This is a genomic window from Phytopseudomonas dryadis (assembly GCF_004327355.1).
GTDB classification, from domain to species: domain Bacteria; phylum Pseudomonadota; class Gammaproteobacteria; order Pseudomonadales; family Pseudomonadaceae; genus Aquipseudomonas; species Aquipseudomonas dryadis.
Genome location: NZ_QJUM01000005.1, coordinates 209,515 through 232,692, shown reverse-complemented (window position 1 = coordinate 232,692; position 23,178 = coordinate 209,515). Strand labels below are relative to the sequence as shown.

Below are 23,178 nucleotides of genomic sequence, written 5' to 3'. Positions count from 1 at the left end.
CGGCTACGGCCCATCAATCCGCCTTGCCCAGCCCATGCTCGCGCAGCTTGTTGGCGATGGTGGTGTGCGACACGCCCAAACGCTTGCCGAGCAGGCGGCTGCTGGGGAATTCCCCGTGCAGGCGCTCCAGCACGGCCTTCTCGAAGCGCCCGACGATGGCCTCCAGCCCGCCGTCCAGGGAAAAGTCGCCGAGCGGTTGCGGGGCGCCGTAGCCCGGCAGACGGATATGCTCGGGTTTGACCACCCCGCCCTCGCACAGCGACACCGCCTGGAACAGCACATTCTCCAGCTGCCGTACGTTGCCGGGCCAGTGGTAGCGCCTCAGTTTCTCCAGCGCCGGCGCCACCAGGCCGGGCAAGGGGCAGCCGATCTGGCGGCTGGCGCGGTCGAGAAAATGCCCGACCAGGGGCTCGAGCCCATCCAGGCAATCGCGTAGCGGCGGAATGTGCAGGCTGAGCACGTTGAGGCGGTGGTACAAATCCTCGCGGAACTCGCCGCGGGCGCACAGTTCGGACAGGTCGACCTGGGTGGCGCAGGTCACCCGCACGTCGAGGTAGACCTCTTCATCGCTGCCGACCCGGCGAAAGCAGCCATCCTGGAGAAAGCGCAGCAGCTTGGCCTGCAGACGCGGGCTCATCTCTGCGACGCTGTCGAGAAACAGCGTGCCGCCGGCGGTCAGTTCGAGCAGGCCGAGCTTGCCCTCGGGGCGGGCGCCCTCGAAGGCGCCGGGGCCATAGCCGAACAGTTCGGTCTCGGCCATGGATTCGGGCAGCCCCGCGCAGTTGAGCGCCATGAACGGCGCCTGTCCGCGCGGGCTGGCCAGGTGGCAGCCGCGGGCCAGCAGTTCCTTGCCGGTGCCGGTCTCGCCCTCGATCAGCAGCGGCGCGTCCAGGGGCGCCATGCGCCGTGCCTCGCGCACCACCGCGGCCATCACTGTCGAGCTCTGGAAGATGCTGTCGAAGCCACGCACTTCCTGCTTGCGCACCTGGTAGATACGCTCGCCCACGCGGTCGGCGCGGTGCAGGGTCACTACCGCGCCGGCCAGTGCTTCGCTGTCCTCGTGCTCGGCCTGCAGCGGTGCGATATCGGCGAGGTACACGTCGCCACAGACCTTGACCCGCAAGCCGTTGATCCGCGACTTGTTGGCCCGCACCAGCTGCGGCAGATCGAAATCCTCGGTATAGCGCGACAGGGCGATCCCCGGCACTTCGTCCACCCGCACGCCGAGCAGCTGCGCGGCGGCACGGTTGGCGGCGACGATGCCGCCGCCCATGTCGATGGACAGCACGGGAAACTCCAGCGCGCCGAGCAGCGCATTGAGTTCCAGGTGACGGCGTTCGCTGGGCATCAGGCCCACGCGCTTGACGCCGAACACGCCGGTGATGGCCTCGAACCTCGGCCGCAGGGCCTGGAACTGCAGATTGATCAGGTTGGGACAGTGCAGGTAGATGGCGCTGCCCTGCTCGCCGCCGACCTCGCCGCGGGCCACGTTGGTGCCGTAGTCGACCAGCAGTTCGAGAATGTCGCGCAGGATGCCGACACGGTTCTGGCAATGGATCTTGATACGCATGACGGTCGCTCTTGTTGTTTTTTCGTCAAGGTTTCTTGCCAGTCTAGTGGATTCGACTGAGCCCACGACAATGCTTTGCGCGCGACGTAATCCTTTCTTTACGAAAATGGCGCGCATGGCGGTTAACTGGCTTGAGCACGCCCCTCACGAAACATTCAGCCTGCGACATGCTTGAGGCAAGCACGGCACCCGATGACTCGGGCCGGGCCAGCGATAAGTGCGAAGGATGACTAGGCGTCTGCAGGAGCCGCGCCTCGCGGCGAATGGCGTGAACGATGTGGATGCGCGATAAGGCTGCAATCGTTTCGCGCCGAGGTCGACGCTTCTGCAGGCGAACCCGCCGACTCCGAACGGGCTCTCGCGAACCAAGGATCAAGACGGTATCTACACTCAGCATGCGCCAGGGAGATCGCCAGATGAAAGCCAGCCAGTACCTCGCCAGGCAGCCTGACGCGAGCGGCTTTATCCACTATGACGAGGTCGAGCATCGCACCTGGCAGACGCTGATCGAGCGTCAACTCGAGGTGATCGAGTCACGAGCCTGCCAACCCTACCTCGACGGCCTCGACAGACTCGCCCTACCCCGTGATCGAATTCCTCAACTGCCTGACATCAATCGCGTGTTGCACGCCGCGACCGGCTGGCAAGTCGCTCAGGTACCGGCACTGATCCCGTTCCAGCGCTTCTTCGAGCTGCTCGCCAACCGGCAATTTCCGGTGGCCACTTTCATCCGCACACAAGCGGAACTGGACTACCTGCAGGAGCCGGATATCTTTCACGAGGTGTTCGGCCACTGCCCATTGCTGACCAATCCCTGGTTCGCCGAATTCACTCACACCTATGGTCGCCTGGGCCTGGCTGCCAGCCCCCAGGAGCGCGTGTTTCTCGCCCGGTTGTACTGGATGACCATCGAGTTCGGCCTGCTCGACACACCTGCCGGACGGCGCATCTACGGCGGCGGCATTCTCTCGTCGCCCAAGGAAGCGGTGTACTGTTTATCCGGAGACCCCGAACACTTGCCGTTCGATCCGGTGGAAACCATGCGTACGCCCTACCGTATCGACATCCTGCAACCGCTGTACTTCGTCCTGGCGGATCTGCAACGGCTGTTCGCCCTGGCCCGGGAAGACCTCATGGCCCATGTACGGGAGGCGATGCGCCTGGGCCTGCATCCGCCGAAGTTCCCACCCAGGGCGGCGTGATGAGAGAAGCACGGCCCGCTTGCGGGCGATGCGTTGGCCGTAAAGCGATCGCCCGCAAGCGGGCTCCTACACGATGCGTCATTCGTGCGATTCGCGGGACGCACTCATAGTCTTGACCACCCACTGCCGGAGCCTTTCATGACCCATCTATCCAAAGCCACCTGCGAGGCCTGCAACGCCGACGCACGCCCAGTCAGCGATGCCGAACTGGCCGAACTGCTAGGGCAGCTTCCCGACTGGCGCTGCGAAGTACGCGACGGCGTAAGGCAACTCGAACGCGCCTACCGCTTCCGCACGTTCAAACAGGCCCTGGTCTTCACCAACGCGGTGGGCGGGATCGCCGAAGCGGAGAACCATCACCCCGCCCTGCTCACCGAGTGGGGCAAGGTCACCGTGACCTGGTGGAGCCACTCGATCAAGGGCCTGCACCGCAACGATTTCATCATGGCCGCACGCACCGATCAGCTCGCCGAACGGGCCGAGGGCCGCAGTTGAACATCGCCCAAGCGAGGCCCATCAACGGGAAAAAACCTGAGGCACTGCACCGGGCTGGTGCCTTCAACTGCCAGAAAAAATTCAAAGACCGTTTATCGATAAAAATAAACCTTAAAATTCAATAAGTTATGCAAAAACCACCACTCAAGCTGGCGCGCTTCCTGCTTGCCATCACTGGCATAGTTCCCTAGGGTAGTTCGCCATGTGGTCCTTGATTGCCCCTATCAGCTCGTTGCTGGGTGGGGTTGCATTACTCCTGCTCGGCAACGGTCTGCTCAATACGCTACTGACCCTGCGTGGTGTCGCCGAAGGCTACTCCACCGGGATGCTCGGCCTGATCATGTCCGGGTACTTCGTCGGTTTTCTCCTCGGCACCTGGCTGGCGATTCCGCTGGTCCGGCGCGTTGGGCATATCCGTGCGTTCTCCTTTTGCGCCGCCCTCGCCGCCATCACCGCCCTGCTCCACGTCCTGATCGTCGATCCCTGGGTGTGGCTGGGCCTGCGCGTGCTCTACGGCCTGGCCCTGGTCAGCCTGTACATGGTCATCGAGAGCTGGCTCAACGCCCAGGTGCCCAACGACAAACGCGGGCAGATGTTCGCCGTGTACATGGCCGTCAACCTCGGCGCCCTGGCCGCCGCGCAGCAGTTGCTCAACCTGGCCGATCCCAGCGACTTCCTGCTCTTCGCCCTGGCGGCGATGCTGATCAGCGCCGCCCTGATGCCCATCACCCTGACCCGCCAGGCGCAGCCCAGCGTGCCGGAGAGCCTGCACACCAACCTGCGCCAGATCGTCGGCATCGCCCCGCTGTCCATCGCCGCGGCCGGCCTCTCGGGCCTGGCGCTCGGCGCGTTCTGGGGCATGGCGCCGGTGTATGCCAGCCTCAACGGCTTCGACGCCACCGGCGTCGGCCTGATGATGAGCGCCACCATTCTCGGCGGCGCCCTGCTGCAATGGCCGATCGGCCGTTTTTCCGATAGCCATGACCGCCGCTGGGTGCTGCTCTGGGTGGTGTCCGCGGCCGTGCTGGTGTCCCTGCTGATGAGCCTGCTGCCGGCCGGTCGCCTGCTGCTGGGGCTGATGTTCGTCTTCGGCGGGCTGTCCTTCGCCATCTACCCCATCGCCGTGGCGCAATTGATCGACCAGTTGCACAGCGACGAAATCCTTTCCGGCTCCAGCAGCCTGCTGATGGTCAATGGCATCGGCTCGGTGTGCGGACCGCTGCTCGCCGGCGTACTGATGCAATACATCGGCGCGGCCGCGCTGCCGCTGTATTTCGCCGCCACCCTGGGCCTGCTGGCGGCCTACACCTTCTACCGCCTGCGCCACGTCAGCGACTTGGTCGCCGGCGAGCAGGCGCACTTCATGCCGATGTTGCGCACCAGCCATACCGTGCTGGAGCTGATGCCCGACGCCCCGCCGCCGGACGACGACAACGGCCCCGACAACGATAACCAGGGTGACGAGCGGGAGCCCGTCATCGCTTCGCCGTAGGCTCAGAGCCTACATAGAACAGAGGCGCCGGTCAGGCGCCCGCTTTGCTCGTCGGGCGATGGGCACCTCTAAAAACGTAGCCGAGGCGGTCAGCACAAGGCAAAAACAGGCGAAAAAGCGGAGTTTACGAGCTGTAAATGAGCATTTTGAGTCTGTTTTTAACGCAGTGATGGCAACACAGGTAGTTTTTAGAGGTGCCCTGATGTCGGCGCGTCACTGCACCACTTCATGGACAGGGAGACTGCGCATGTTACTTGCAACCGATCTTGATGGAACCTTTCTCGCCGGCGATCCCGAGGATCGCCTGAGCCTCTACCAGACCATCGCCGCCCACCCGGAAATCCAGTTGGCCTACGTCACCGGGCGCAGCCTGGAAGCGGTGCTGCCGCTGCTGGCCGACCCGACCTTGCCACAACCGGACTTCATCATCGCCGACGTCGGCGCCAGCTTCGTGCATGGCGACACCCTGCAGCCGATCCAGCCGCTGCAAGGCCAGGTCGACGCCCGCTGGCCGGGCGAGAGCCTGGTGGCCCAGGCCCTGGAAGGCTTCGGCCTGGAACGCCAGGACGTGCCCCAGGCGCGCCGCTGTTCCTACTTCTGCACGCCCGAGCAGGCCGCCGACCCGGCCCTGGCCGCCGCCGCGGAAACGCTGGGTTGCGACCTGCTGTACTCCGCGGATCGCTACCTGGACTTTCTGCCCAAGGGCGTCAACAAGGGCAGCAGCCTCAAGGCCCTGGTCGACTGGCTGGAACTGGATGCCGGCCAGGTACTGGCCTGCGGCGACACGCTGAATGACCTGGACATGCTCGACGGCACCTACAAGGGCGTCTGCGTCGGCGAATCCGAGCCGAACCTGCTGCGCGCCACCGAGCATCAATCCTGGATCCTGCAGGCGGATCGCCCGGGTTGCGGCGGCATTCTCCAGGCGTTCGTGCATTTCGGCTTCCTCGGCGAGCACGGCATCGCCGCGGAAAAACGCAACGCCACCAAGCCGGGCCAGGCCGAACTGGTGATGGTCTATCACCGCCTGCCCTACGAAGAACACCGCGTCGATGGCAAGCTGCAGCGCCGCCGGCCGACTTCACCCAACGGCATCATTCCCACGCTGATGAGTTTCTTCGGCGATTCACGGCCCGGCTCCTGGGTCGCCTGGGCAGTGGACGAAGGCGGCGACGAGCCCTTCGAAACCCATACCACGGTGGATGCCGAACGCTATCCCAAACTCACCGCTGCACGGGTGGCGCTGAGCAAGGAAGAAGTCGACATCTTCTACAAGCGCTTTTCCAAGGAAGCCTTCTGGCCGACCCTGCACACCTTCTGGGAGCGCGCGCGTTTCGACGAGGACGACTGGCAGGTGTTTCTCAAGGTCAACCGCGCCTTCGCCGAACGCACGGCAAAGGAAGCCGCGGAAGGTGCCATCGTCTGGCTGCACGACTACAACCTGTGGATGGTGCCGGGCTACCTGCGCGAGCTGCGCCCGGACCTGCGCATCGCCTTCTTCCACCACACCTACTTCCCCTCGGCCGACGTGTTCAACGTGCTGCCCTGGCGCCGGCAGATCATCGGCAGCCTGTTGCAGTGCGACTACATCGGCTTCCACATTCCACGGCAGGTGGAGAACTTCGTCGACGTGGCCCGTGGCGTCACTCCGCTGCAGACCGTCAGCCGGCAGAACTGCGCGCCGCGTTTCATCACCTACGGCTGCGCCGTGGGCCTGGAGCGCATGACCACCGCCGTGGACACCGGCAGCCGGGTGGTCAAGCTCGGCGCCCATCCGGTGGGCCTGGACATCGACCGCGTGCGCAACGCCCTGGCCCAGGACAAGACCCGCGAACAGATGGCGCGCCTGCGCGAAGAGTTGCGCGGCATCAAGCTGGTGCTCTCGGTGGAACGCCTGGATTACACCAAGGGTATTCTGGAAAAACTGCAGGCCTATGAGCGACTGCTGGCCGACAACCCGGAGCTGCACAAGAAGATCACCCTGGTCAGCATCTGCGTGCCGGCCGCCCGCGAGATGACCATCTACGACGAACTGCAATCGCAGATCGAGCAGGCCGTGGGCCGTATCAACGGCCGCTTCGCGCGGATCGGCTGGACGCCGGTGCAGTTCTTCTTCCGCAGCTTCCCCTTCGACGAAGTGGTGGCCTGGTACGCCATGGCCGACGTCATGTGGATCACCCCGCTGCGCGACGGCCTCAACCTGGTGGCCAAGGAATTCGTCGCCACCCAGGGCCTGCTCGAAGGCCAGGGCGTGCTGGCGCTGTCGGAATTCGCCGGCGCCGCGGCCGAGCTCAAGGGCGCGCTGCTGACCAACCCCCACGACACCGCCGACCTGGCGCAGACCTGCTACCTGGCGCTGAACATGCCCAAGACCGAGGCCCGTGCGCGAATGCGTGAGCTGTTCGATATCGTCAACTACAACGATATCCGCCGCTGGGGCGACGAGTTCCTCGCCGGGGTCGCCGAGCAGGAGACCGACAACGTCCTGCAGCTCGCCGCAGGCTGAACAGAGCCGTAGCCCGGCGTTGAGCGCAGCGATACCCGGGACACCCTTCCTGCGCATCGCTGCGCTCAGCGGCAGGCTACAGAAAAAAGGCGGTCGAGCCGCATGCCACAGCTCGCCGCAGGCTGAACCGGAGCCGGTAGCCCGGCGTTGAGCGCAGCGATACCCGGGACATCGCTCCTGCGCATCGCTGCGCTCAGCGGCAGGCTACGGTCTCCCACCGCGATGAACTGATATGCTGCGCGCCTCTGGCAAGAACGAGACGCGTGGCATGAAAAAGATCCTTGTCATCGGCATCGGCGCCGGTGATCCCGACTACCTGACGATCCAGGCGATCAAGGCCCTGAACCAGGCGGATGTGTTCTTCATCCTCGACAAGGGCGAGAGCAAGGACAAGCTGATCGCCCTGCGCCGGCTGATTCTCGAGCGCTACATCGACGCCGGCCGCGCGTACCGCATCGCCGAGGCCAGCAACCCCGAGCGCGAACGCGATACGCCGGACTACGACGCCAGCATCGACAGCCTCAACCGCGACAAGCAGGCGGTGTTCGAGCAACTGATCGGGCAACTGGACGATGGCGAAACCGGCGCCTTCCTGGTGTGGGGCGATCCGTCGCTGTACGACAGCACCCTGCGCATCCTCGACGGGGTGATCGCCAGCGGCCAGCGACTCGCCTACGACGTGATCCCCGGCATCACCAGCGTGCAGGCCCTGACCGCCCGTCATCGCATCCCGCTGAACCAGATCGGCCGCGCCGTGCAGATCACCACCGGACGGCGCCTGCGCCAGGGCTGGCCGGATGGCGTGGACAGCGTGGTGGTGATGCTCGATGCCCAGGACAGCTACCGCCATGTCGTCGACCAGGATCTGCATATCTACTGGGGCGCCTATGTCGGCACGGCGGACGAGATCCTGATCGCCGGCAAGCTGGCCGATGTCGCCGAGCGGATCGTGCAGACCCGCGCAGCGGCACGCCAGGCCAACGGCTGGATCATGGACAGCTACCTGCTGCGGCGCGGTGAGCGCGGCGCCTGAACGCGGGATAACGCGTGCGCATTTGATCGCCCAGGTGCCTGACGATCATAAAGAAGGCCGTTGCCCTCGCCCGATCAGATAAGTTTTTTGCAGGAGCAGGGCAAACCGCCGTCCGTGTAGGAGCGTCGACCTCGGCGCGATGCGATGGCGGCCATCCCACAAAACCAATGGTGCGACCAGCAATCGCCGCGGGGCCGCGGCTCCCACAGGGCCAGGGCAAACCGCTGCCCTGTGGGCCAAATGCTTAACTGACTGGCATTTGGCAACGGCCTTCTTTTTACGAGCCTAGGCTCAGACGCGGAAGTGGCTGACCATCATCTGCAACTGGTTGCCCAGGCGCGCCAGTTCGACGCTGGAGGCGGCGGTTTCCTCGCTGGCCGCCGCGGTCTGTTCGGAGATGTCGCGCACGTTGAGCACGCTGCGGCTGATTTCCTCGGCCACCGCGCCCTGCTGCTCGGCCGCCGCGGCGATCTGTTGGTTCATTGCCTGGATGTTGGACACCTTGTGGGTAATCATGGCCAGGGCCTCACCCGCCTTGCGGGTCAGCCCCACGCTGCTGTCGGTCAACTCACGGCTGTTGCGCATGACCGTGGCCACCTGCTGGGTGCCCTGCTGCAGACCGGCGACCAGCCCTTCGATTTCCTCGGTGGACTTCTGCGTACGCTGGGCCAGGCCGCGGACCTCGTCGGCGACCACGGCGAAGCCACGCCCCGCCTCACCGGCGCGGGCCGCTTCGATGGCCGCATTGAGCGCCAGCAGGTTGGTCTGCTCGGCCACCGCCTTGATCACGTCCATCACGCTGCCGATCTTGTCGCTTTCTTTCTGCAGGTCGCTCATGGCATCGGTGGAACGAACCACTTCCGCCGCCAGGCGCTCGATCTGGACGATGGCTTCGCCGACCACGTGATCGCCCTGACGGGCTTCGCCATCGGCGTCTGACGCCGCCTGGGATGCCTCGGCGGCATTGCGCGCGACTTCCTGCACGGTGGCCGACATTTCCTGCATGGCCGTGGCCACCTGGTCGGTTTCCAGTTTCTGGCTGTTGACCCCGGCGCTGGTCTGTTCGGTCACCGCCGACAGCTCTTCGGCGGCGCTGGCGATCTGGGTGACGCCGTCACGGATGCCGCCGATCAGCTCGCGCAGGGTGCCGCCCATGCGCTGGATGCCCTGCTGCAGCACGCCGATCTCGTCACGCCGCGTCACTTGCAGGGTCTGGCTCAGGTCGCCATCGGCGATACGCTCGACCGCCACCAGCGTCTCCTGCAGCGGCCGGGTGATCTGGCGGGTGATCAGCCGAGCGGAGAAAATGCCGACCAGCAGTGCCAGCAAGGTCGCACCCAACTGCATGCGGGTGGCGAACGCCGTGTCGCTGTCGCGCAGATCGATCTGTATCTGACTCAGGGCCTCGCCAAGCTTGACGATCTCGTGAGCGTAGCGGGCCATCGCCTCACTCAACTGCGCACGCTCGCCCACGGCGGCACGGAAATCACCCAACAGGCCGCGGTAGACCTTGATATCCGCTTCGAGCGCCTGGAATTCCCGCTGATTATCGCCTGCGAAACTCGTCGCCAGTTCATCGAGGCCCAGGTCGAGCCGCTCTATCTGCTGGTTCAGCGCCTGCTCGGTACTGGCGTTGGCATCCGCACTATAGAGCCACACCTGATAACGCAGTGCCTGTATCTCTTCCTTGACCGCAACGGTCGCCTGATAGCGCTGGAAACGGCGCTCGTCGAAGTCGGGCATCTGCAACACGGTTGCAGTGATTTGATCGATCTGTGCGGCGGCGCGTTCCGCCCGCTCGATCATCTCGGCCCGGGCCTTGCCAGCGGCGGCATAGGCACTGCGAGTCCTGTCGAAACCCTGCTGATACTGGGCGATCAACTCAGCCTGCTGGTTGAGCAGGCGCAGGTTTTCAGGATTGCGGAAACGGCTGGTCGACTCCTGCTGCACGCTGGAGAAACGATCCAGTGCTCTCTGTACATCTTCAGCGGACGAACCGTCACCGTTGCTGATCAGGTACTGCAACCGTTCGATACGCAAATCGGTCAACGCTGCATTGAGCTCACCGATCTCGGCGGTGCGGCTGCTCCGTTGAACGAGGCTGTCCAGGCTGCTCCAGCCAACGGCCGCCAGGGCCAGGGTCAAAGCCAGCACGAGGCCGAAGCCCAGGGCCAGCTTGAGGGTAACGCTGATGTTGCCAAACCACGTGTTCATCCAATATTCCAACCATAAACATCTCGGTAATCAGGTAGCTGAAGCCTTGTCTGGCCAGCCCGCACTCCAAACGTGGCCCTGGTGTCGGAATCCTTGCCAATGTCGTCATGACCCGCCCTCGAGGCGAAGACCGAGCGCAACTCAGCCAAGCCGGAATGATGCCATTACGACATCACACTGACCGGACTGCGGACAGTTCGTTCAATCTAAATAGCCATTGGCGGGAAAATACGCGTCCTGCTGCCTGTGCGGTACTTGGCGAGCAGCCTGAGCCTGAACAACGACGCCCGGCCAGGCCGGGCGTCGTGTCATCGGAGGGTCGTAGAACCCCGACGACGCGCAGATCGGCTCAGACGCGGAAGTGGCTGACCATCATCTGCAACTGATTGCCCAGGCGCGCCAGTTCGACGCTGGAGGCGGCTGTTTCCTCGCTGGCCGCCGCGGTCTGCTCGGAGATGTCGCGCACGTTGAGCACGCTGCGGCTGATTTCCTCGGCCACCGCGCTCTGCTGCTCGGCGGCGGCGGCGATCTGCTGGTTCATCGACTGGATGTTCGACACCGTGCGGGTGATGCTTTCCAGCGAGCCGCCGGCCTTGCGCGTCAGCTCGACGCTGCTGTCGGTCAGCTCGCGGCTGCTGTGCATGATGTTGGCCACCTGCTGGGTGCCCTGCTGCAGGCCGGCGACCAGGCCCTCGATCTCCTCGGTGGACTTCTGCGTACGCTGGGCCAGGCCACGGACCTCGTCGGCGACCACGGCGAAACCACGGCCGGCCTCGCCGGCACGGGCCGCTTCGATGGCCGCGTTGAGCGCCAGCAGGTTGGTCTGCTCGGCCACCGCCTTGATCACGTCCATCACGCTGCCGATCTTGTTGCTCTCGTTCTGCAGGTGGCTCATGGCCTCGGTGGAACGGCTGACCTCGGCGGCCAGGCGCTCGATCTGGGCGATGGCTTCGGCGACCACGCGGTCGCCCTGGCTGGCTTCCCGATCCGCCTCGGACGCGGCCTGGGACGCCTCGGCGGCATTGCGCGCGACTTCCTGCACGGTGGCCGACATTTCATGCATGGCCGTGGCCACCTGGTCGGTTTCCACCTTCTGGCTGTTGACCCCGGCGCTGGTCTGCTCGGTCACCGCCGACAGCTCTTCGGCGGCGCTGGCGATCTGCGTGACGCCGTCGCGGATGCCGCCGATCAGCTCGCGCAGGGTAGCGCCCATGCGCTGGATGCCCTGCTGCAGCACGCCGATCTCGTCACGCCGCGTCACCTGCAGGGTCTGGCTCAGATCGCCACCGGCGATACGTTCGACCGCCACCAGCGTCTCCTGCAGCGGCCGGGTGATCTGCCGGGTGATCAGCCAAGCGGCGAGGATGCCGACCAGCAGCGCCAGCAGCGTGGCACCAAGCTGCAGGGTGCGGGCAGCGCTGCTTTCGCTGTCACGCCGATCGAGCTGGATCTGTGTCAGCTCCTTGCTGATACGCACGATTTCGTAGCCTTGCTCGGTCAGTTCCTTGCGCGCCACGACAATGTTCTCGGTCGCGCCCTTGAACGCCAGAACCGCGGCCCGATAGCCGTCCAGCGCCGTTGTCACCTGACTGACGCGTTGTCCATGGTCGTTGCCGAAGGTATCGCGGAACTGCCCCAGGACGGCGCTGGCCGCCTGGATGCCGGCCATGGCCTTCTGTTCGGCGTCGTCGCCGAGGTTGGCGACATAGCCACGTACCTCGTAGCGTACCGACTGCCAGTCGTCCTTGAGCCGGGTGATGGCCTGGAGCTGGGCGAAGCGGCTCTCGTCGTAGGCGGGCAGGTTCATCACCGTCTCGCTGACCTCGGTGATCGCCTGGTCGGCCAGCTGGGCCTGCCGCCGCATCTGCTGGCGCGCTTCATCGGTGGCGCGATAACCGCTGCGCATCTTGTTCAGGGAAGCCCGGTAGGCCTCGATCTGCGCCCCCTGCAGCTTGAGCAGTTGCACGTTCTCCGGGCTCTTGAACCTGGTCAGGGTCTCGGCATGCTGGGTAGCGAAGCCATCGAGGGCTTTCTGCACGGTCGCGGCGGCCTGCTCGTCGCCGTTGGTGAGCATGTATTGCAGGCGGGTGATGCGCAGATCCGTCAGCGTATCGTTGAGCCGAGCGATGTCGGTCATCCAGTCGCTGCGCTGGATCAGGCTGCCCAGGCTGGTCCAGCCGGCCAGGGCGAGGATAAGGGTGAGGGCCAGCACGAGGCCGAACCCGATGGCAAGCTTCAAGGTAACGCTGATATTGGCAAACCAGCTGTTCATGTAAATTCTCCATTTTTGAATAGCGTTCAGGCCGCTGGAGAGTTGTTCTTGTGACCAGCAAGTTGCAAACGGCAGGCATTCTATCGGCAGCGCCGCAAATAACTAGAACATCTCGATGCGCTTGACCGGCATGAACCCTGTAACAGCCGGTGTGCAAGGCCCGCCCCGAAAGCCCCGGAGCAGAGCGCGGGGTTGCGAGGCGCGACGATAAACCGCACCCTCGTCCGATGCCTTTTGGGAGCAGGGAGCGCCTACGCCAGAGTGGCAAAACGCCGCCCGTGGAGGAGCGTCGACCTCGGCGCGATGCGCTTGCGGCCATCTCGCAAAATCCGTGGCGCGACCGCTATTCGCTGCGAGGTCGCAGCACCTACAGGGCCAGGACAAACCGTCGTTTTGCGGACCAAACGCTTGACTGAGGCGACTCTTGGCCGTCACTCGCTGGTCAACGGCCACACACCGCCATCGAGGACGCCATAGAGCCTGCGCCCGGGAGCGGCGTGGATCGCCATGCCACCGGTGAAGGCGCCGAAGGCCGGCAGCAGCGTCACCCCCTCGTCGAGACAGAAACACGGCAGGCGCAGCTGCTGGCGGCCGCGCCCGCGCAGCCGGAACACCGGGTGCAGGTGGCCGGCCAGTACATGGTGGGAGGGATGGGGCGTGGGCTCGTGCTGCAGGGCGAAGGGGCCGAGCAAGCAGGGTTCGGCCAGGGTTTCGATGGCCAGCGCCGCGGCAGGATCGCCGGCACGGCGGTCGTGGTTGCCGCGCACCAGCACGATGTCCAGCCCGGCATGCCGCTCCCGCCAGCGCCGCAGCGCCGCCAGGGTCGCGGCGCCCTGGGCCTGGCGCGCATGCAGGAAGTCGCCGAGCAGAATCAGCCGCCGGCAGGGATAGCGGGCCAGCAGGGCATCCAGGCGCTGCAGGTTGCCCGCCGTGGTGCCATGGGGGACGGGCTGGCCGAGCGCACGGTAGGTGGCGGCCTTGCCGATATGCAGGTCGGCGATCAGCAAGGCCTCGGCCGCGGGCCAGTACAGGGCCTTGTCCGCCAGCAGCAGGAGGCGCTCGCCGGCGATCTCGACCTGCAGTTCAGGCCTGCCGCTCACGGGTCACCCGGTTGTGGCAAGGCCGCGTCGTCCTGCGCCTTTCTGGTTGTTCGCGGGCGCCCGTCCTTGCGCTTGCGTTCGCGCCGCAGCGGTGTCGGCGCCGCCTCGATCAGGGGCGGCGCGGCGCTGTAGGCGCCGGGGCCGGCGGCCCGCTCCAGCTCGCCGAGCATGCGGGCGATCCGCTCGGCAAGTTTCTCCGAGCTGAGGCTCTCGCGAAAGCGCTCGACCAGCAACGGAAACGCCAGCGGCGTGGCGCGACGCAAGGCATGCAGTTGCAGGCGCAGCCCACGCAGGCGGCCCAGGGTGCGCTGCAGCGAGCGCACGTCCAGCTCCTGGCTCAAGACTTCGGCGTGGGCCTGGGCGAGCAGCAGGTTGTCGGGGTCGTATTGCTTGAACACCTCGAAGAACAAGCCGCTGGACGCCTGGATCTGGCGCAGGCTCTTGCCCGCCCCCGGATAGCCGGCGAACACCAGGCCGGCGATGCGGGCGATCTCGCGGAAGCGCCGCTGCGCCAGCTCCCCGGCATTCAGGCTGGCGAGCACGTCGTGCAGCAGATCGTCGCTGCGCAGCAGGTCGGCATCCAGCCAGCGCGCCCAGTCCACCTCGGTGGCGCACAGCAGTTCGAGGCCATAGTCGTTGACGGCGATGGAAAAGGTCAGCGGCTGCAGCTGGCCGAGGCGCCAGGCCAGCAGGCTGGCCAGGCCCAGGTGCACGTTGCGGCCGGCGAAGGGATAGAGAAACAGGTGCCAGCCCTCGCGCGAGTGCAGGGTTTCGGCCAGCAGGGTGTCGGGCGTGGGCAAGCCGGACCAGTCGCGCTGCACCTGCAACAAGGGCTGCAGCAGGCGCATCTCCGGGCCGCTGAATTCACCCTCGGCGGCCGCGCCGAAACGCCTGACCACGGCCTCAGCCAGTTCCCCGGACAGCGGCATGCGCCCGCCATTCCAGCGTGGCACGGCGGCCTTGCGCGCGCTGCTGCGGCGCACGTAGGCGGTCATGTTCTCGACCCGCACCAGCTCCAGCTGGCGACCGGCGAACATGAACGCGTCGCCCGGCCGCAGGCGGGCAATGAAGCCCTCCTCGACACTGCCGAGCGAGCCGCCGCCACCGCCCTTGCTCCACCACTTCACGCTGACACTGGCATCGCTGACGATGGTGCCCACGCCCATGCGATGGCGCCGTGCCAGCCGCGCGCTGGGCACGCGCCAGACACCCTGCTCGTCGGGTTCGACACGGCGGTAGTCGGGATAGGCGCTCAGCGAGTGCCCGCCCTGGCGGACGAAGGCCAGGGCCCAGGCCCACTGCGCCTCGTCCAGCGTCCGGTAGGCCCAGGCGCTGCGCACCTCGGGCAACAGCTCGTGCGGCCGGAAACCGCCGCCCAGGGCCATGCTCACCAGGTGCTGCACCAGCACGTCGAGTGGATTGCGCGGCGACTCGCGCGACTCGATGCGCCCTTCGGCCACCGCGTCCCGGGCGGCCACCGCTTCGATCACCTCGAGCGCATGGGTCGGCACCAGGGTGATGCGCGAGGTGCGCCCCGGCGCATGACCGGAACGCCCGGCCCGCTGCAGCAGGCGCGCCACGCCCTTGGCCGAACCGATCTGCAGCACCCGCTCGACCGGCAGGAAGTCGACCCCCAGATCCAGGCTGGAGGTGCACACCACGGCTTTCAGGCGCCCCTGTTTCAGGCCGAGCTCGACCCAGTCGCGCACCTCCCGCGACAACGAGCCGTGGTGCAGGGCGATCAGCCCGGCCCAGTCCGGCCGCGCAGCGAGCAGCGCCTGGTACCAGAGCTCGGCCTGGGAGCGGGTGTTGGTGAATACCAGGCTGACTGCGCTGGCCTGCAGTTCATCGACCACCTGGGGCAGCAGGCGCAGGCCCAGGTGCCCGGCCCAGGGAAAGCGTTCCAGTCCCGCCGGCAACAGGCTGTCGATGAGCGGTGGCGGACCGGCCTGCCCCTGTACCAGGCGGCCGCCGCCAGCCGGCACCAACACCTCCAGCGCATGGGCCTGATTGCCCAGGGTCGCCGACAGCCCCCAGACGATCAGTTGCGGATTCCACTGGCGCAAGCGCGCCAGGGCCAGTTGCAGTTGCACGCCCCTTTTGTTGCCGAGCAACTCGTGCCACTCGTCGACCACCAGCATGCCGAGAGCGGCGAACTGGCTGTGGGCGTCGCTGCGCGTCAGCAGCAGGGTCAGGCTCTCCGGCGTGGTGATCAGCACGCTGGGCAAGCGTCGGGCCTGGCGCTGGCGTTCGGCACTGCCGGTGTCGCCCGTGCGCGACCCCAGGCTCCAGGGTATCTCCAGGGCGCTCAGCGGCACCTGCAGGGCACGCTCGGTGTCGGCTGCCAGGGCGCGCATCGGCGTCACCCAGAGCACCGTCAGCGCCGCGGCCGCCGGGCGTCGACGCGGCTTGTCGCCAGCGCGGCCGGCCGTTCCCGGCGTGGCGAAGCGGTTCAACGCCGCCAGCCATACGGCGTAGGTCTTGCCGGCCCCGGTGGAGGCATGCAGCAGGCCGCTCTGCCCCTCGGCGACCGCGCGCCACACGCTTTTCTGGAAGGCGAAGGGCTTCCAGCCGTTGCCCCGCAGCCAGTCGCTGGCCAGGCTCATGGCAACAGCTCCTGCAGCGTCGCCAGGGTATCGGCCTCCTCCACCGGCTTGTCCTGGCGCCAGCGCAGCATGCGCGGGAAGCGCACGGCGATGCCGCTCTTGTGCCGGCGCGACAGGGCGATGCCCTCGAAGCCCAGTTCGAACACCAGGCTCGGCGTCACGCTGCGCACCGGGCCGAACTTCTCCACCGTGGTCTTGCGCACGATGGCGTCGACCTTGCGCATCTCCTCGTCGGTCAGCCCCGAATAGGCCTTGGCAAAGGGCACCAGGCTGCGCCCGGCAGCCCCGGGCGGCCCATCCCACACGGCGAAGGTGTAGTCGCTGTACAGGCTGGCGCGCCGGCCATGGCCACGCTGGGCGTAGATCAGCACGGCATCCACGCTGAGCGGGTCGATCTTCCACTTCCACCACACGCCGACATCCTTGCTGCGGCCGACCCCGTACTGCCCGTCGCAGGCCTTGAGCATCATGCCTTCGACACCCAGGGCGCGGGACGCCTCGCGCAGGTCGGCCAGGGCCTGCCAGCTGTCGCCCGACAACAGCGGCGAGGGCATCAGCCGCGGGCTGGCGCAGGCGGCGATGACCCGCTCCAGTTGCGCGCGCCGCTCATGCTGGGGCCGACTGCGCCAGTCCGCGCCCTGCCACTCCAGCAGGTCGTAGCCGAGCAGCGCCACCGGCACCTCTTCCAGCAGCTTGCGGCTCAGGGTCTTGCGCCCGATGCGCTGCTGCAGCAGGGCGAAGGGCTGAATGCCGTAGCGTTCGACCTGGGCCTCGACCTCGGCGTTGATCCGCTCGGCCGGCTCGGCGGCGGCATGCGCCATCAGCTCGCGCTGCTGCGCGGTGGCCTCGGGCGCATGCCGCCAGACCACCAGCTCGCCGTCGATCACCGTGCCGTCCGCCAGGCACGCGGTCAGCGCCTCGAGTTCGGGGAAGCGCTCGCTGATCAGCTCTTCGCCGCGTGACCAGAGCCACAAGCGGCCCTCGCGCTTGACCAGTTGCGCGCGGATGCCATCCCACTTCCACTCCACCAGCCAGTCGCGTGGCGGCCCCAGGCTGGCCTCGAATTCCTGCGGCGGCCGCTGCAGGGAATGAGCGAGAAAGAACGGATAGGGCTGGCCGCCGCGCTGGGCATGCTCGTCGGCCGACTCCACGGCGATCAGCCGCCGATAGGCGTCGGCGCTCGGCCGGTGGGACAGGTCGGTATAACCGACCAGACGCTGCGCGACGCGCTTGGCGTCGATGGCGGCGACGCTGGCCAGAGCGCGGGTGACCAGCAACTTGGAGACACCAACCCGGAAAGCCCCGGTGATCAGCTTGACGCAGACCATCAGCGCCTGGCGATCCAGCTGCGTCCATAGCGCGGCCAGGCGCCTGGCCAGCTCCTCGGGCGGCAGGCCGCGCAGGGGCAGCAGCTTGTCCTCGACCCACACGGCCAGCCCGTCAGTGCTGGTCTGGCTGGAGTCGGGCAGGACCAGGGCGATGGTTTCGGCCAGATCGCCGACCGCGGCGTAGCTCTCTTCGAACAGCCAGGGCGGCAGATCCGCCAGCCGTATCGCCAGTTCGCGCAGTTGTCGCGCCGGCACCAGTTGCCGGGGCCGGCCGCCGGCGAGGAAATACACCGCCCAGGCGGCGTCGGCGGCCGGCGCGCTGCGCAGGTAGTCCTGCAGGGCGGCCAGCTTGGCATTGCTCGAGGTAGTGGCGTCGAGGCGCCCATAGAGTTCGGCGAAGGCGATCATCGCGCTGGCTCCGGCGCTGGCGGCCCGCCCTCGCCGCCCGGCTCCGCCATGGCCGGCGCCGTGTCGTCCTCCTCGCCGTATTCGGTGGCGAAGGCCTGGGCATCCAGGCCCTGCTCGCACAGGTAGCGCACCAGCACGTTCACCGAGCCATGGGTGACCATCACCCGTTCGGCGCCGGTCTGGCCGATGGCCCACAGCAGGCCCGGCCAGTCGGCATGGTCGGAGAGCACGAAGCCCCGGTCGACCCCGCGTCGGCGGCGTGTGCCGCGCAGCAGCATCCAGCCGCTGGCGAAGGCATCGCTGTAGTCGCCGAAGCGGCGCATCCAGGTGCTGCCGCCAGCCGAGGGCGGCGCCAGGATCAGGGCCTGACGCAACAACGGGTCGTTCTTCTGTACATCGCCGACGTAGAGGGTCTGCGGCAGTTGCACGCCGGCGTCGCGGTAGACCTGGTTGAGCGGCTCCATCGAACCGTGACCGAGAATCGGCCCGATGCCCGCATCGATGCCATGCAGGATGCGCTGGGCCTTGCCGAAGGCGTAGCAGAACAGCACGCTGGCGCGGCCGGCGGCCTGGTTCTGCCGCCACCAGTCGTCGATACCGGCGAAGATCTGCGCCTGGGGTCGCCAGCGATAGATGGGCAGGCCGAAGGTCGATTCGCTGATGAAGGTATGGCAACGCACCGGCTCGAATGCGGCGCAGGTGCCGTCCGCCTCGACCTTGTAGTCACCGGAGGCGACCCACACCTCGCCACGGTACTCCAGGCGTATCTGGGCCGAGCCCAGCACATGGCCGGCGGGGTGGAAACTCAGGGTGACGCCGTGGTGGTCGAGGCGTTCGCCGTAGGCCAGGGTCTGCAGGTCGATGTCGCGGCCCAGCCGCGCCCGCAGAATACCCTCGCCGGGCGCGGCAGCCAGGTAGCGCCGGTTGCCGCCACGGGCATGATCGCCGTGCCCATGGGTGATGACGGCCCGCTCTACCGGGCGCCAGGGGTCGATATAGAAATCTCCGGGAGGACAGTACAGACCTTCAGGCCGTGCAATCACCAGATCCAAGCAGGCGACCTCCGGAAATGAAAACAGGGGAGAGAAAGGACAATCGGAAACTGGCCTTGGCCAGCTCAGCCGTCAGCGGCGAGCGCCGCCGACGGTGACGACCTACATCAAAGACGTAGGCGCTGGCTCATAGGTAGCCGAGTAGCAACAGCACCAGCACGATGACCAGCACCAGTCCAAGCCCACCAGTGGGCCCGTAGCCCCAGCTGCGGCTGTGCGGCCATGCCGGGATGGCACCAATCAGCATGAGGATCAGAATGATCAGCAGTATGGTTCCCAAGCCCATGGCTATCTCCTTGCGTATCTGTCGGCGAGCCACTCGAAGTGGCGCGCCAGGCATCAGAAGCCTGTGCAGGCATCCGTTCGGATGCAGGGCATGGCGCTGCGGCGAAGCCAGCGTCTGGCAGAGCGTTCGTCGCAGCGCCATGCCCTACCTCTTTTACGACTGAGCAAGGAAACGGAAAGTGCAAACTTTAAATCGGCGGTGCCGAGTCAGGCCGAGAAGGTGAACGACAGACTGGCGGGCTGGGGCAGCTCTGATTCTTATGACACCCCTGTAGGAGCCGCGCCCCCGCGGCGAATCGTCATCTGACCCACGCAAAACTCGCGGTACGGCCACCATCGTTCGCGCCGAGGTCGACGCGCCTACACGTATCGCCCCACAGACGCGCTATTCGGCCAGGGCAAAGTGTGCGGCGCGCGCTATCAACTCGGCCTCGGGGCGGATACCGGTGTACAGCACGAACTGCTCGACCGCCTGCAGCACGATCACCTCACCGCCGGTGATCACCGGTTTGCCCAACTGCCGGGCCAGGCGGATCAGCGGCGTCTGCACCGGCACCGCGACCACGTCGAAGACCCACTGCGCCGCGGCCACCGCCTGCTCGTCGAAGGCCAGTTCGTCGGCCTGCGGCCCGTTCATGCCCAGCGGCGTGACATTGACCAGCAGCTCGGGACGCAGTTCATCCAGAGACGGGCGCCAGGTCACCCCGCACTGCTCGGCCAGCGCCCTGCCCGCCCGCTCGTTACGGGCGACGATGCAGCCCTGGCGAAAACCGCTGTCACGCAGCGCGCAGGCCACCGCCTTGGCCATGCCGCCGCTACCGCGCAGGGCGTAGCGGATGTCGTTGGGCACGCCGTGCTGTTCGAGCAGATGCACCACCGCGCTGTAGTCGGTGTTGTAGCCGGTCAGGTGTCCGTCATCCGCGACGATGGTGTTGACCGACTGCAGCGTGGCCGCCGAGGCGTGCAGGCCATCCAGGTATTCGATGCAGGCCTCCTTGAACGGCATCGACACCGCGCAGCCACGAGTGCCCAGCGCCCGTATGCCGCCGATGGCGGCGGGCAGATCGGTGGTCGTGAAGGCCTTGTACAGGTAGTCCAGTTCCAGGGCCTGGTACAGGTAGTTGTGGAAACGCGTGCCGAAGTTGCCGGGACGCCCCGACAGCGACATGCACAGGCGGGTATCCTTGCTGATCTCAAGGGCCATCTCGGGTCTCCTGCGGCACACCGCCCGGTGCGCCGCACCGGGTCAGAAGATGTAATCGGTGGTCAGGAAACCGGACGCGCGCTGGCGGATGATCTCGCTGATCAGGGCCTTGTTGTCGTCCTGGTAACGGGTGGCCACCAGGGTGCGGATGGAGAACACGCGCAGGGCGTCATGTACCGACAGCGTGCCTTCGGCGGAATCCTTGCGGCCGTTGAACGGGAAGGTATCCGGCCCGCGCTGGCACTGGGCGTTGATGTTGATGCGCCCGACCTGGTTGGCGAAGGCATCGACCAGCCGGCCGATCTGCTGCGGATCGTTGCCGAACAGGCTCAGTTGCTGGCCGAAGTCGGACTGCAGCACATAGTCGATGACCTCGTCCAGATCGGCATAGGGCACCACCGGCACCAGCGGGCCGAACTGCTCTTCCCGGTACAGGCGCATCTGCGGATCCACCGGGCACAGCAGCGCCGGGTAGAAGAAACTCTCGCGGTGCTCGCCCCCGCCCGGGTTGATCACCCGCGCGCCCCTGGCCACGGCATCGGCCAGCACCGCCTGCAGATAGGCCACCTTGCCCGGCTCCGGCAGCGGCGTCAGCGCCACGCCGGGTTCCCAGGGCATGCCGGGTTTGAGCCTGGCCAGGGCGGCGCTGAACTTGTCGAGGAACGGCTGCAGCACCTGCTCGTGGACGAAGAGGATCTTCAGCGCCGTGCAGCGCTGGCCGTTGAACGACAGCGCCCCGGTCAGGGCCTCGTTCACCGCGTTGTCCAGATCCACCTCGGGCAGCACGATGCCGGGGTTCTTCGCATCCAGGCCCAGGGCCGCGCGCAGACGGTGCGGCTTGGGGTGCAGCTTCTTCAGGTCGCTGGCGCCCTTGTGGGTGCCGATGAAGGCGAACACATCGACCTTGCCGCTGGCCATCAGCGCACTCACCGTGTCGCGGCCACGGCCGTAGATGATGTTGATCACCCCCGCCGGGAAGCTGTCGCGGAACGCCTCCAGCAGGGGCCGCATCAGCAGCACGCCGAACTTGGCCGGCTTGAACACCACGGTGTTGCCCATGATCAGTGCCGGAATCAGCGTGGTGAAGGTTTCGTTCAACGGGTAGTTGTAAGGGCCCATGCACAGCGCCACGCCCAGTGGCACGCGGCGGATCTGGCCGAGGGTGCCCTGCTCCAGTTCGAAACGGCTGGAGCGGCGATCCAGCGCCTTGAGCGCCTCGATGGTGTCGACGATGTAGTCGCAGGTGCGGTCGAACTCCTTTTCCGAGTCCTTGAGGTTCTTGCCGATCTCCCACATCAGCAGCTTGACCACCGCGCCGCGCTGCTCGCGCATGCGCGCCAGGAAGCGTTCGACGTGCTGGATGCGCTCGGCCACCCGCAGGTTGGGCCACAGCCCCTGGCCATGGTCATAGGCCGCCACCGCGGCATCCAGCGCGGCCAGGGCCGCATCGGCATCGAGCAGCGGCGTGCTGCCGAGCAGCACCTGCTCGTCGCCCGCGTCGGTGGCCAGGAAGACCGGGCTGCGTACCGCCGCCAGCGGCCCCGGCCAGCTGCGCAGCTCGCCGTTCACCAGGTACTCGCGCTGCTCCACGGGCGCATCCGGGCGGTAAGCCTCGGGGATGGCATCGAGACGGGGAAACAGCTCGGCGAGGTCGAACGGAGTGGACATGGTGGTTTCCTTGACGGGTGGGAGGCGCCACCGAACGGTGGCGCGACAGGCTGGCGAGGCGGCCGCGCTCAGTCCAGCAGGGCAAGCGCCGCGGCACTGCTGTGCTGGACGCTGGCCCAGTCGCCGTTGTTGATCCACTGGCTGTCGAGCATCCAGGTGCCGCCCACGCACATGACGTTGGGCTGCTCCATGTAACGCTGCAGGTTGCCCGGATTGACGCCCCCCGTGGGGCAGAAGCGCACGTCGCCGAAGGGCCCGGCGAAGGCCTTGAGCGCCGCGGTGCCGCCACAGACTTCGGCCGGGAACAGCTTGAAGCGGCGATAGCCCATGGCATAACCGAGCATCAGGTCGGAGGCGGTGCTGATACCCGGCAGCAGGGGCACCGGGCTGGCGAGCGCCGCCTCGAGCAGTTCACGGGTCGAGCCCGGGGTCACGATGAACTGCGCGCCGGCCTGCTGCACGGCGTCCAGCATCGCCAGGTCGAGCACGGTACCGGCCCCCACGCACAGGTTCGGGCGCTCTTCGCGCAGACGGCGGATGGCGCTCAGGCCATGGGCCGAGCGCAGGGTTATCTCCAGCACGGTCAGGCCGCCAGCGGCCAGGGCATCGGCCAGCGGCAGGATATCCTGCTCGCGGGCGATGGTGATCACCGGCATGATCCGCGCGCGCGCGCAGAACGCATCGATGCTGGCGCTCTTGTCGGCCATGGAGGGGTGCGGACGGCTGTCTGCGTGAGTCATGGC

Annotated in this window: 16 protein-coding genes; 5 read left to right on the top strand and 11 right to left on the bottom strand. The window is 66.8% G+C overall.

Translation table 11 applies throughout. From position 1 onward, the window contains the following. Positions 1–13: 13 nt before the first annotated feature. Positions 14–1,570 (bottom strand): sigma-54-dependent transcriptional regulator, encoded by a 1,557-nt coding sequence (locus tag DNK34_RS06375; RefSeq protein WP_131173423.1) that lies wholly within the window; start codon positions 1,568–1,570, stop codon positions 14–16. Between the two features lie 416 nt (positions 1,571–1,986). Here DNK34_RS06375 and phhA point away from each other — a divergent pair, with 416 nt between their 5' ends. The 5 genes from phhA (at position 1,987) to cobF (ending at position 8,298) form a co-directional block, all read left to right on the top strand. Next, entirely contained in the window at positions 1,987–2,772 is a 786-nt protein-coding gene (phhA, locus tag DNK34_RS06370; RefSeq protein ID WP_131173424.1) for a phenylalanine 4-monooxygenase, read from the top strand. 138 nt (positions 2,773–2,910) lie between these two features. Then, the gene (locus tag DNK34_RS06365) at positions 2,911–3,267 is read left to right on the top strand and encodes a 4a-hydroxytetrahydrobiopterin dehydratase (RefSeq protein WP_131173425.1); all 357 of its coding nucleotides are present in this window, start codon (positions 2,911–2,913) and stop codon (positions 3,265–3,267) included. A gap of 202 nt (positions 3,268–3,469) precedes the next feature. Continuing rightward, complete coding sequence (locus DNK34_RS06360; protein WP_131173426.1) at positions 3,470–4,759, top strand: MFS transporter; 1,290 nt, start codon at positions 3,470–3,472, stop codon at positions 4,757–4,759. Positions 4,760–5,006: 247 nt separating this feature from the next. Further along, the gene (gene ggpS, locus DNK34_RS06350) at positions 5,007–7,265 is read left to right on the top strand and encodes a glucosylglycerol-phosphate synthase (protein ID WP_131173427.1); all 2,259 of its coding nucleotides are present in this window, start codon (positions 5,007–5,009) and stop codon (positions 7,263–7,265) included. A 268-nt stretch (positions 7,266–7,533) separates the two neighbouring features. Continuing rightward, positions 7,534–8,298, top strand: a complete 765-nt coding sequence (gene cobF, locus DNK34_RS06345; RefSeq protein ID WP_131173428.1) for a precorrin-6A synthase (deacetylating) — start codon at positions 7,534–7,536, stop codon at positions 8,296–8,298. A 291-nt stretch (positions 8,299–8,589) separates the two neighbouring features. On the opposite strand, the gene DNK34_RS06340 is transcribed toward cobF, so the two are convergent. From DNK34_RS06340 to DNK34_RS06295, 10 genes are all read right to left on the bottom strand, one after another. Further along, a complete protein-coding gene (locus tag DNK34_RS06340; RefSeq protein ID WP_131173429.1) occupies positions 8,590–10,512 on the bottom strand; it encodes a methyl-accepting chemotaxis protein in 1,923 nt (640 codons plus the stop codon). Between the two features lie 349 nt (positions 10,513–10,861). After that, entirely contained in the window at positions 10,862–12,784 is a 1,923-nt protein-coding gene (locus tag DNK34_RS06335; RefSeq protein WP_131173430.1) for a methyl-accepting chemotaxis protein, read from the bottom strand. Positions 12,785–13,215: 431 nt separating this feature from the next. After that, complete coding sequence (gene pdeM / locus DNK34_RS06330) at positions 13,216–13,884, bottom strand: ligase-associated DNA damage response endonuclease PdeM (RefSeq protein WP_131173431.1); 669 nt, start codon at positions 13,882–13,884, stop codon at positions 13,216–13,218. After that, the gene (locus DNK34_RS06325; protein WP_131173432.1) at positions 13,881–16,490 is read right to left on the bottom strand and encodes a ligase-associated DNA damage response DEXH box helicase; all 2,610 of its coding nucleotides are present in this window, start codon (positions 16,488–16,490) and stop codon (positions 13,881–13,883) included. Before DNK34_RS06325 ends, pdeM begins: the two co-directional genes overlap by 4 nt. Continuing rightward, positions 16,487–18,226, bottom strand: coding sequence for an ATP-dependent DNA ligase (locus DNK34_RS06320; protein ID WP_131173433.1), 1,740 nt, complete (start codon positions 18,224–18,226; stop codon positions 16,487–16,489). The genes DNK34_RS06325 and DNK34_RS06320 overlap by 4 nt, the downstream gene beginning before the upstream one ends. After that, a complete protein-coding gene (locus tag DNK34_RS06315) occupies positions 18,223–19,278 on the bottom strand; it encodes a ligase-associated DNA damage response exonuclease (protein WP_131173434.1) in 1,056 nt (351 codons plus the stop codon). Before DNK34_RS06315 ends, DNK34_RS06320 begins: the two co-directional genes overlap by 4 nt. 127 nt (positions 19,279–19,405) lie before the next feature. Continuing rightward, the gene (locus tag DNK34_RS06310) at positions 19,406–19,564 is read right to left on the bottom strand and encodes a DUF3309 family protein (protein ID WP_131173629.1); all 159 of its coding nucleotides are present in this window, start codon (positions 19,562–19,564) and stop codon (positions 19,406–19,408) included. 384 nt (positions 19,565–19,948) lie between these two features. After that, positions 19,949–20,767 carry a shikimate 5-dehydrogenase gene (locus tag DNK34_RS06305; protein WP_131173435.1) on the bottom strand — a complete coding sequence of 273 codons (819 nt, stop codon included), beginning with the start codon at positions 20,765–20,767 and terminating at the stop codon, positions 19,949–19,951. Positions 20,768–20,809: 42 nt separating this feature from the next. Beyond that, positions 20,810–22,435: an NADP-dependent glyceraldehyde-3-phosphate dehydrogenase gene (locus DNK34_RS06300; protein WP_131173436.1), complete on the bottom strand. Its 1,626-nt coding sequence runs from the start codon at positions 22,433–22,435 to the stop codon at positions 20,810–20,812. Between the two features lie 68 nt (positions 22,436–22,503). Then, positions 22,504–23,175: a bifunctional 4-hydroxy-2-oxoglutarate aldolase/2-dehydro-3-deoxy-phosphogluconate aldolase gene (locus DNK34_RS06295; RefSeq protein ID WP_131173437.1), complete on the bottom strand. Its 672-nt coding sequence runs from the start codon at positions 23,173–23,175 to the stop codon at positions 22,504–22,506. Positions 23,176–23,178: the final 3 nt, after the last annotated feature.

What these genes read in the sequence shown, in the direction of transcription:
- DNK34_RS06335 (WP_131173430.1), bottom strand. Translation starts at nt 12,784, where the DNA reads ATGAACAGCTGGTTTGCCAATATCAGCGTTACCTTGAAGCTTGCCATC.
- DNK34_RS06295 (WP_131173437.1), bottom strand. Translation starts at nt 23,175, where the DNA reads ATGACTCACGCAGACAGCCGTCCGCACCCCTCCATGGCCGACAAGAGC.
- DNK34_RS06305 (WP_131173435.1), bottom strand. Translation starts at nt 20,767, where the DNA reads ATGGCCCTTGAGATCAGCAAGGATACCCGCCTGTGCATGTCGCTGTCG.
- DNK34_RS06375 (WP_131173423.1), bottom strand. Translation starts at nt 1,570, where the DNA reads ATGCGTATCAAGATCCATTGCCAGAACCGTGTCGGCATCCTGCGCGAC.
- DNK34_RS06325 (WP_131173432.1), bottom strand. Translation starts at nt 16,490, where the DNA reads ATGAGCCTGGCCAGCGACTGGCTGCGGGGCAACGGCTGGAAGCCCTTC.
- ggpS (WP_131173427.1), top strand. Translation starts at nt 5,007, where the DNA reads ATGTTACTTGCAACCGATCTTGATGGAACCTTTCTCGCCGGCGATCCC.
- DNK34_RS06310 (WP_131173629.1), bottom strand. Translation starts at nt 19,564, where the DNA reads ATGGGCTTGGGAACCATACTGCTGATCATTCTGATCCTCATGCTGATT.
- DNK34_RS06340 (WP_131173429.1), bottom strand. Translation starts at nt 10,512, where the DNA reads ATGAACACGTGGTTTGGCAACATCAGCGTTACCCTCAAGCTGGCCCTG.
- DNK34_RS06360 (WP_131173426.1), top strand. Translation starts at nt 3,470, where the DNA reads ATGTGGTCCTTGATTGCCCCTATCAGCTCGTTGCTGGGTGGGGTTGCA.
- cobF (WP_131173428.1), top strand. Translation starts at nt 7,534, where the DNA reads ATGAAAAAGATCCTTGTCATCGGCATCGGCGCCGGTGATCCCGACTAC.
- DNK34_RS06365 (WP_131173425.1), top strand. Translation starts at nt 2,911, where the DNA reads ATGACCCATCTATCCAAAGCCACCTGCGAGGCCTGCAACGCCGACGCA.
- phhA (WP_131173424.1), top strand. Translation starts at nt 1,987, where the DNA reads ATGAAAGCCAGCCAGTACCTCGCCAGGCAGCCTGACGCGAGCGGCTTT.
- DNK34_RS06300 (WP_131173436.1), bottom strand. Translation starts at nt 22,435, where the DNA reads ATGTCCACTCCGTTCGACCTCGCCGAGCTGTTTCCCCGTCTCGATGCC.
- DNK34_RS06320 (WP_131173433.1), bottom strand. Translation starts at nt 18,226, where the DNA reads ATGATCGCCTTCGCCGAACTCTATGGGCGCCTCGACGCCACTACCTCG.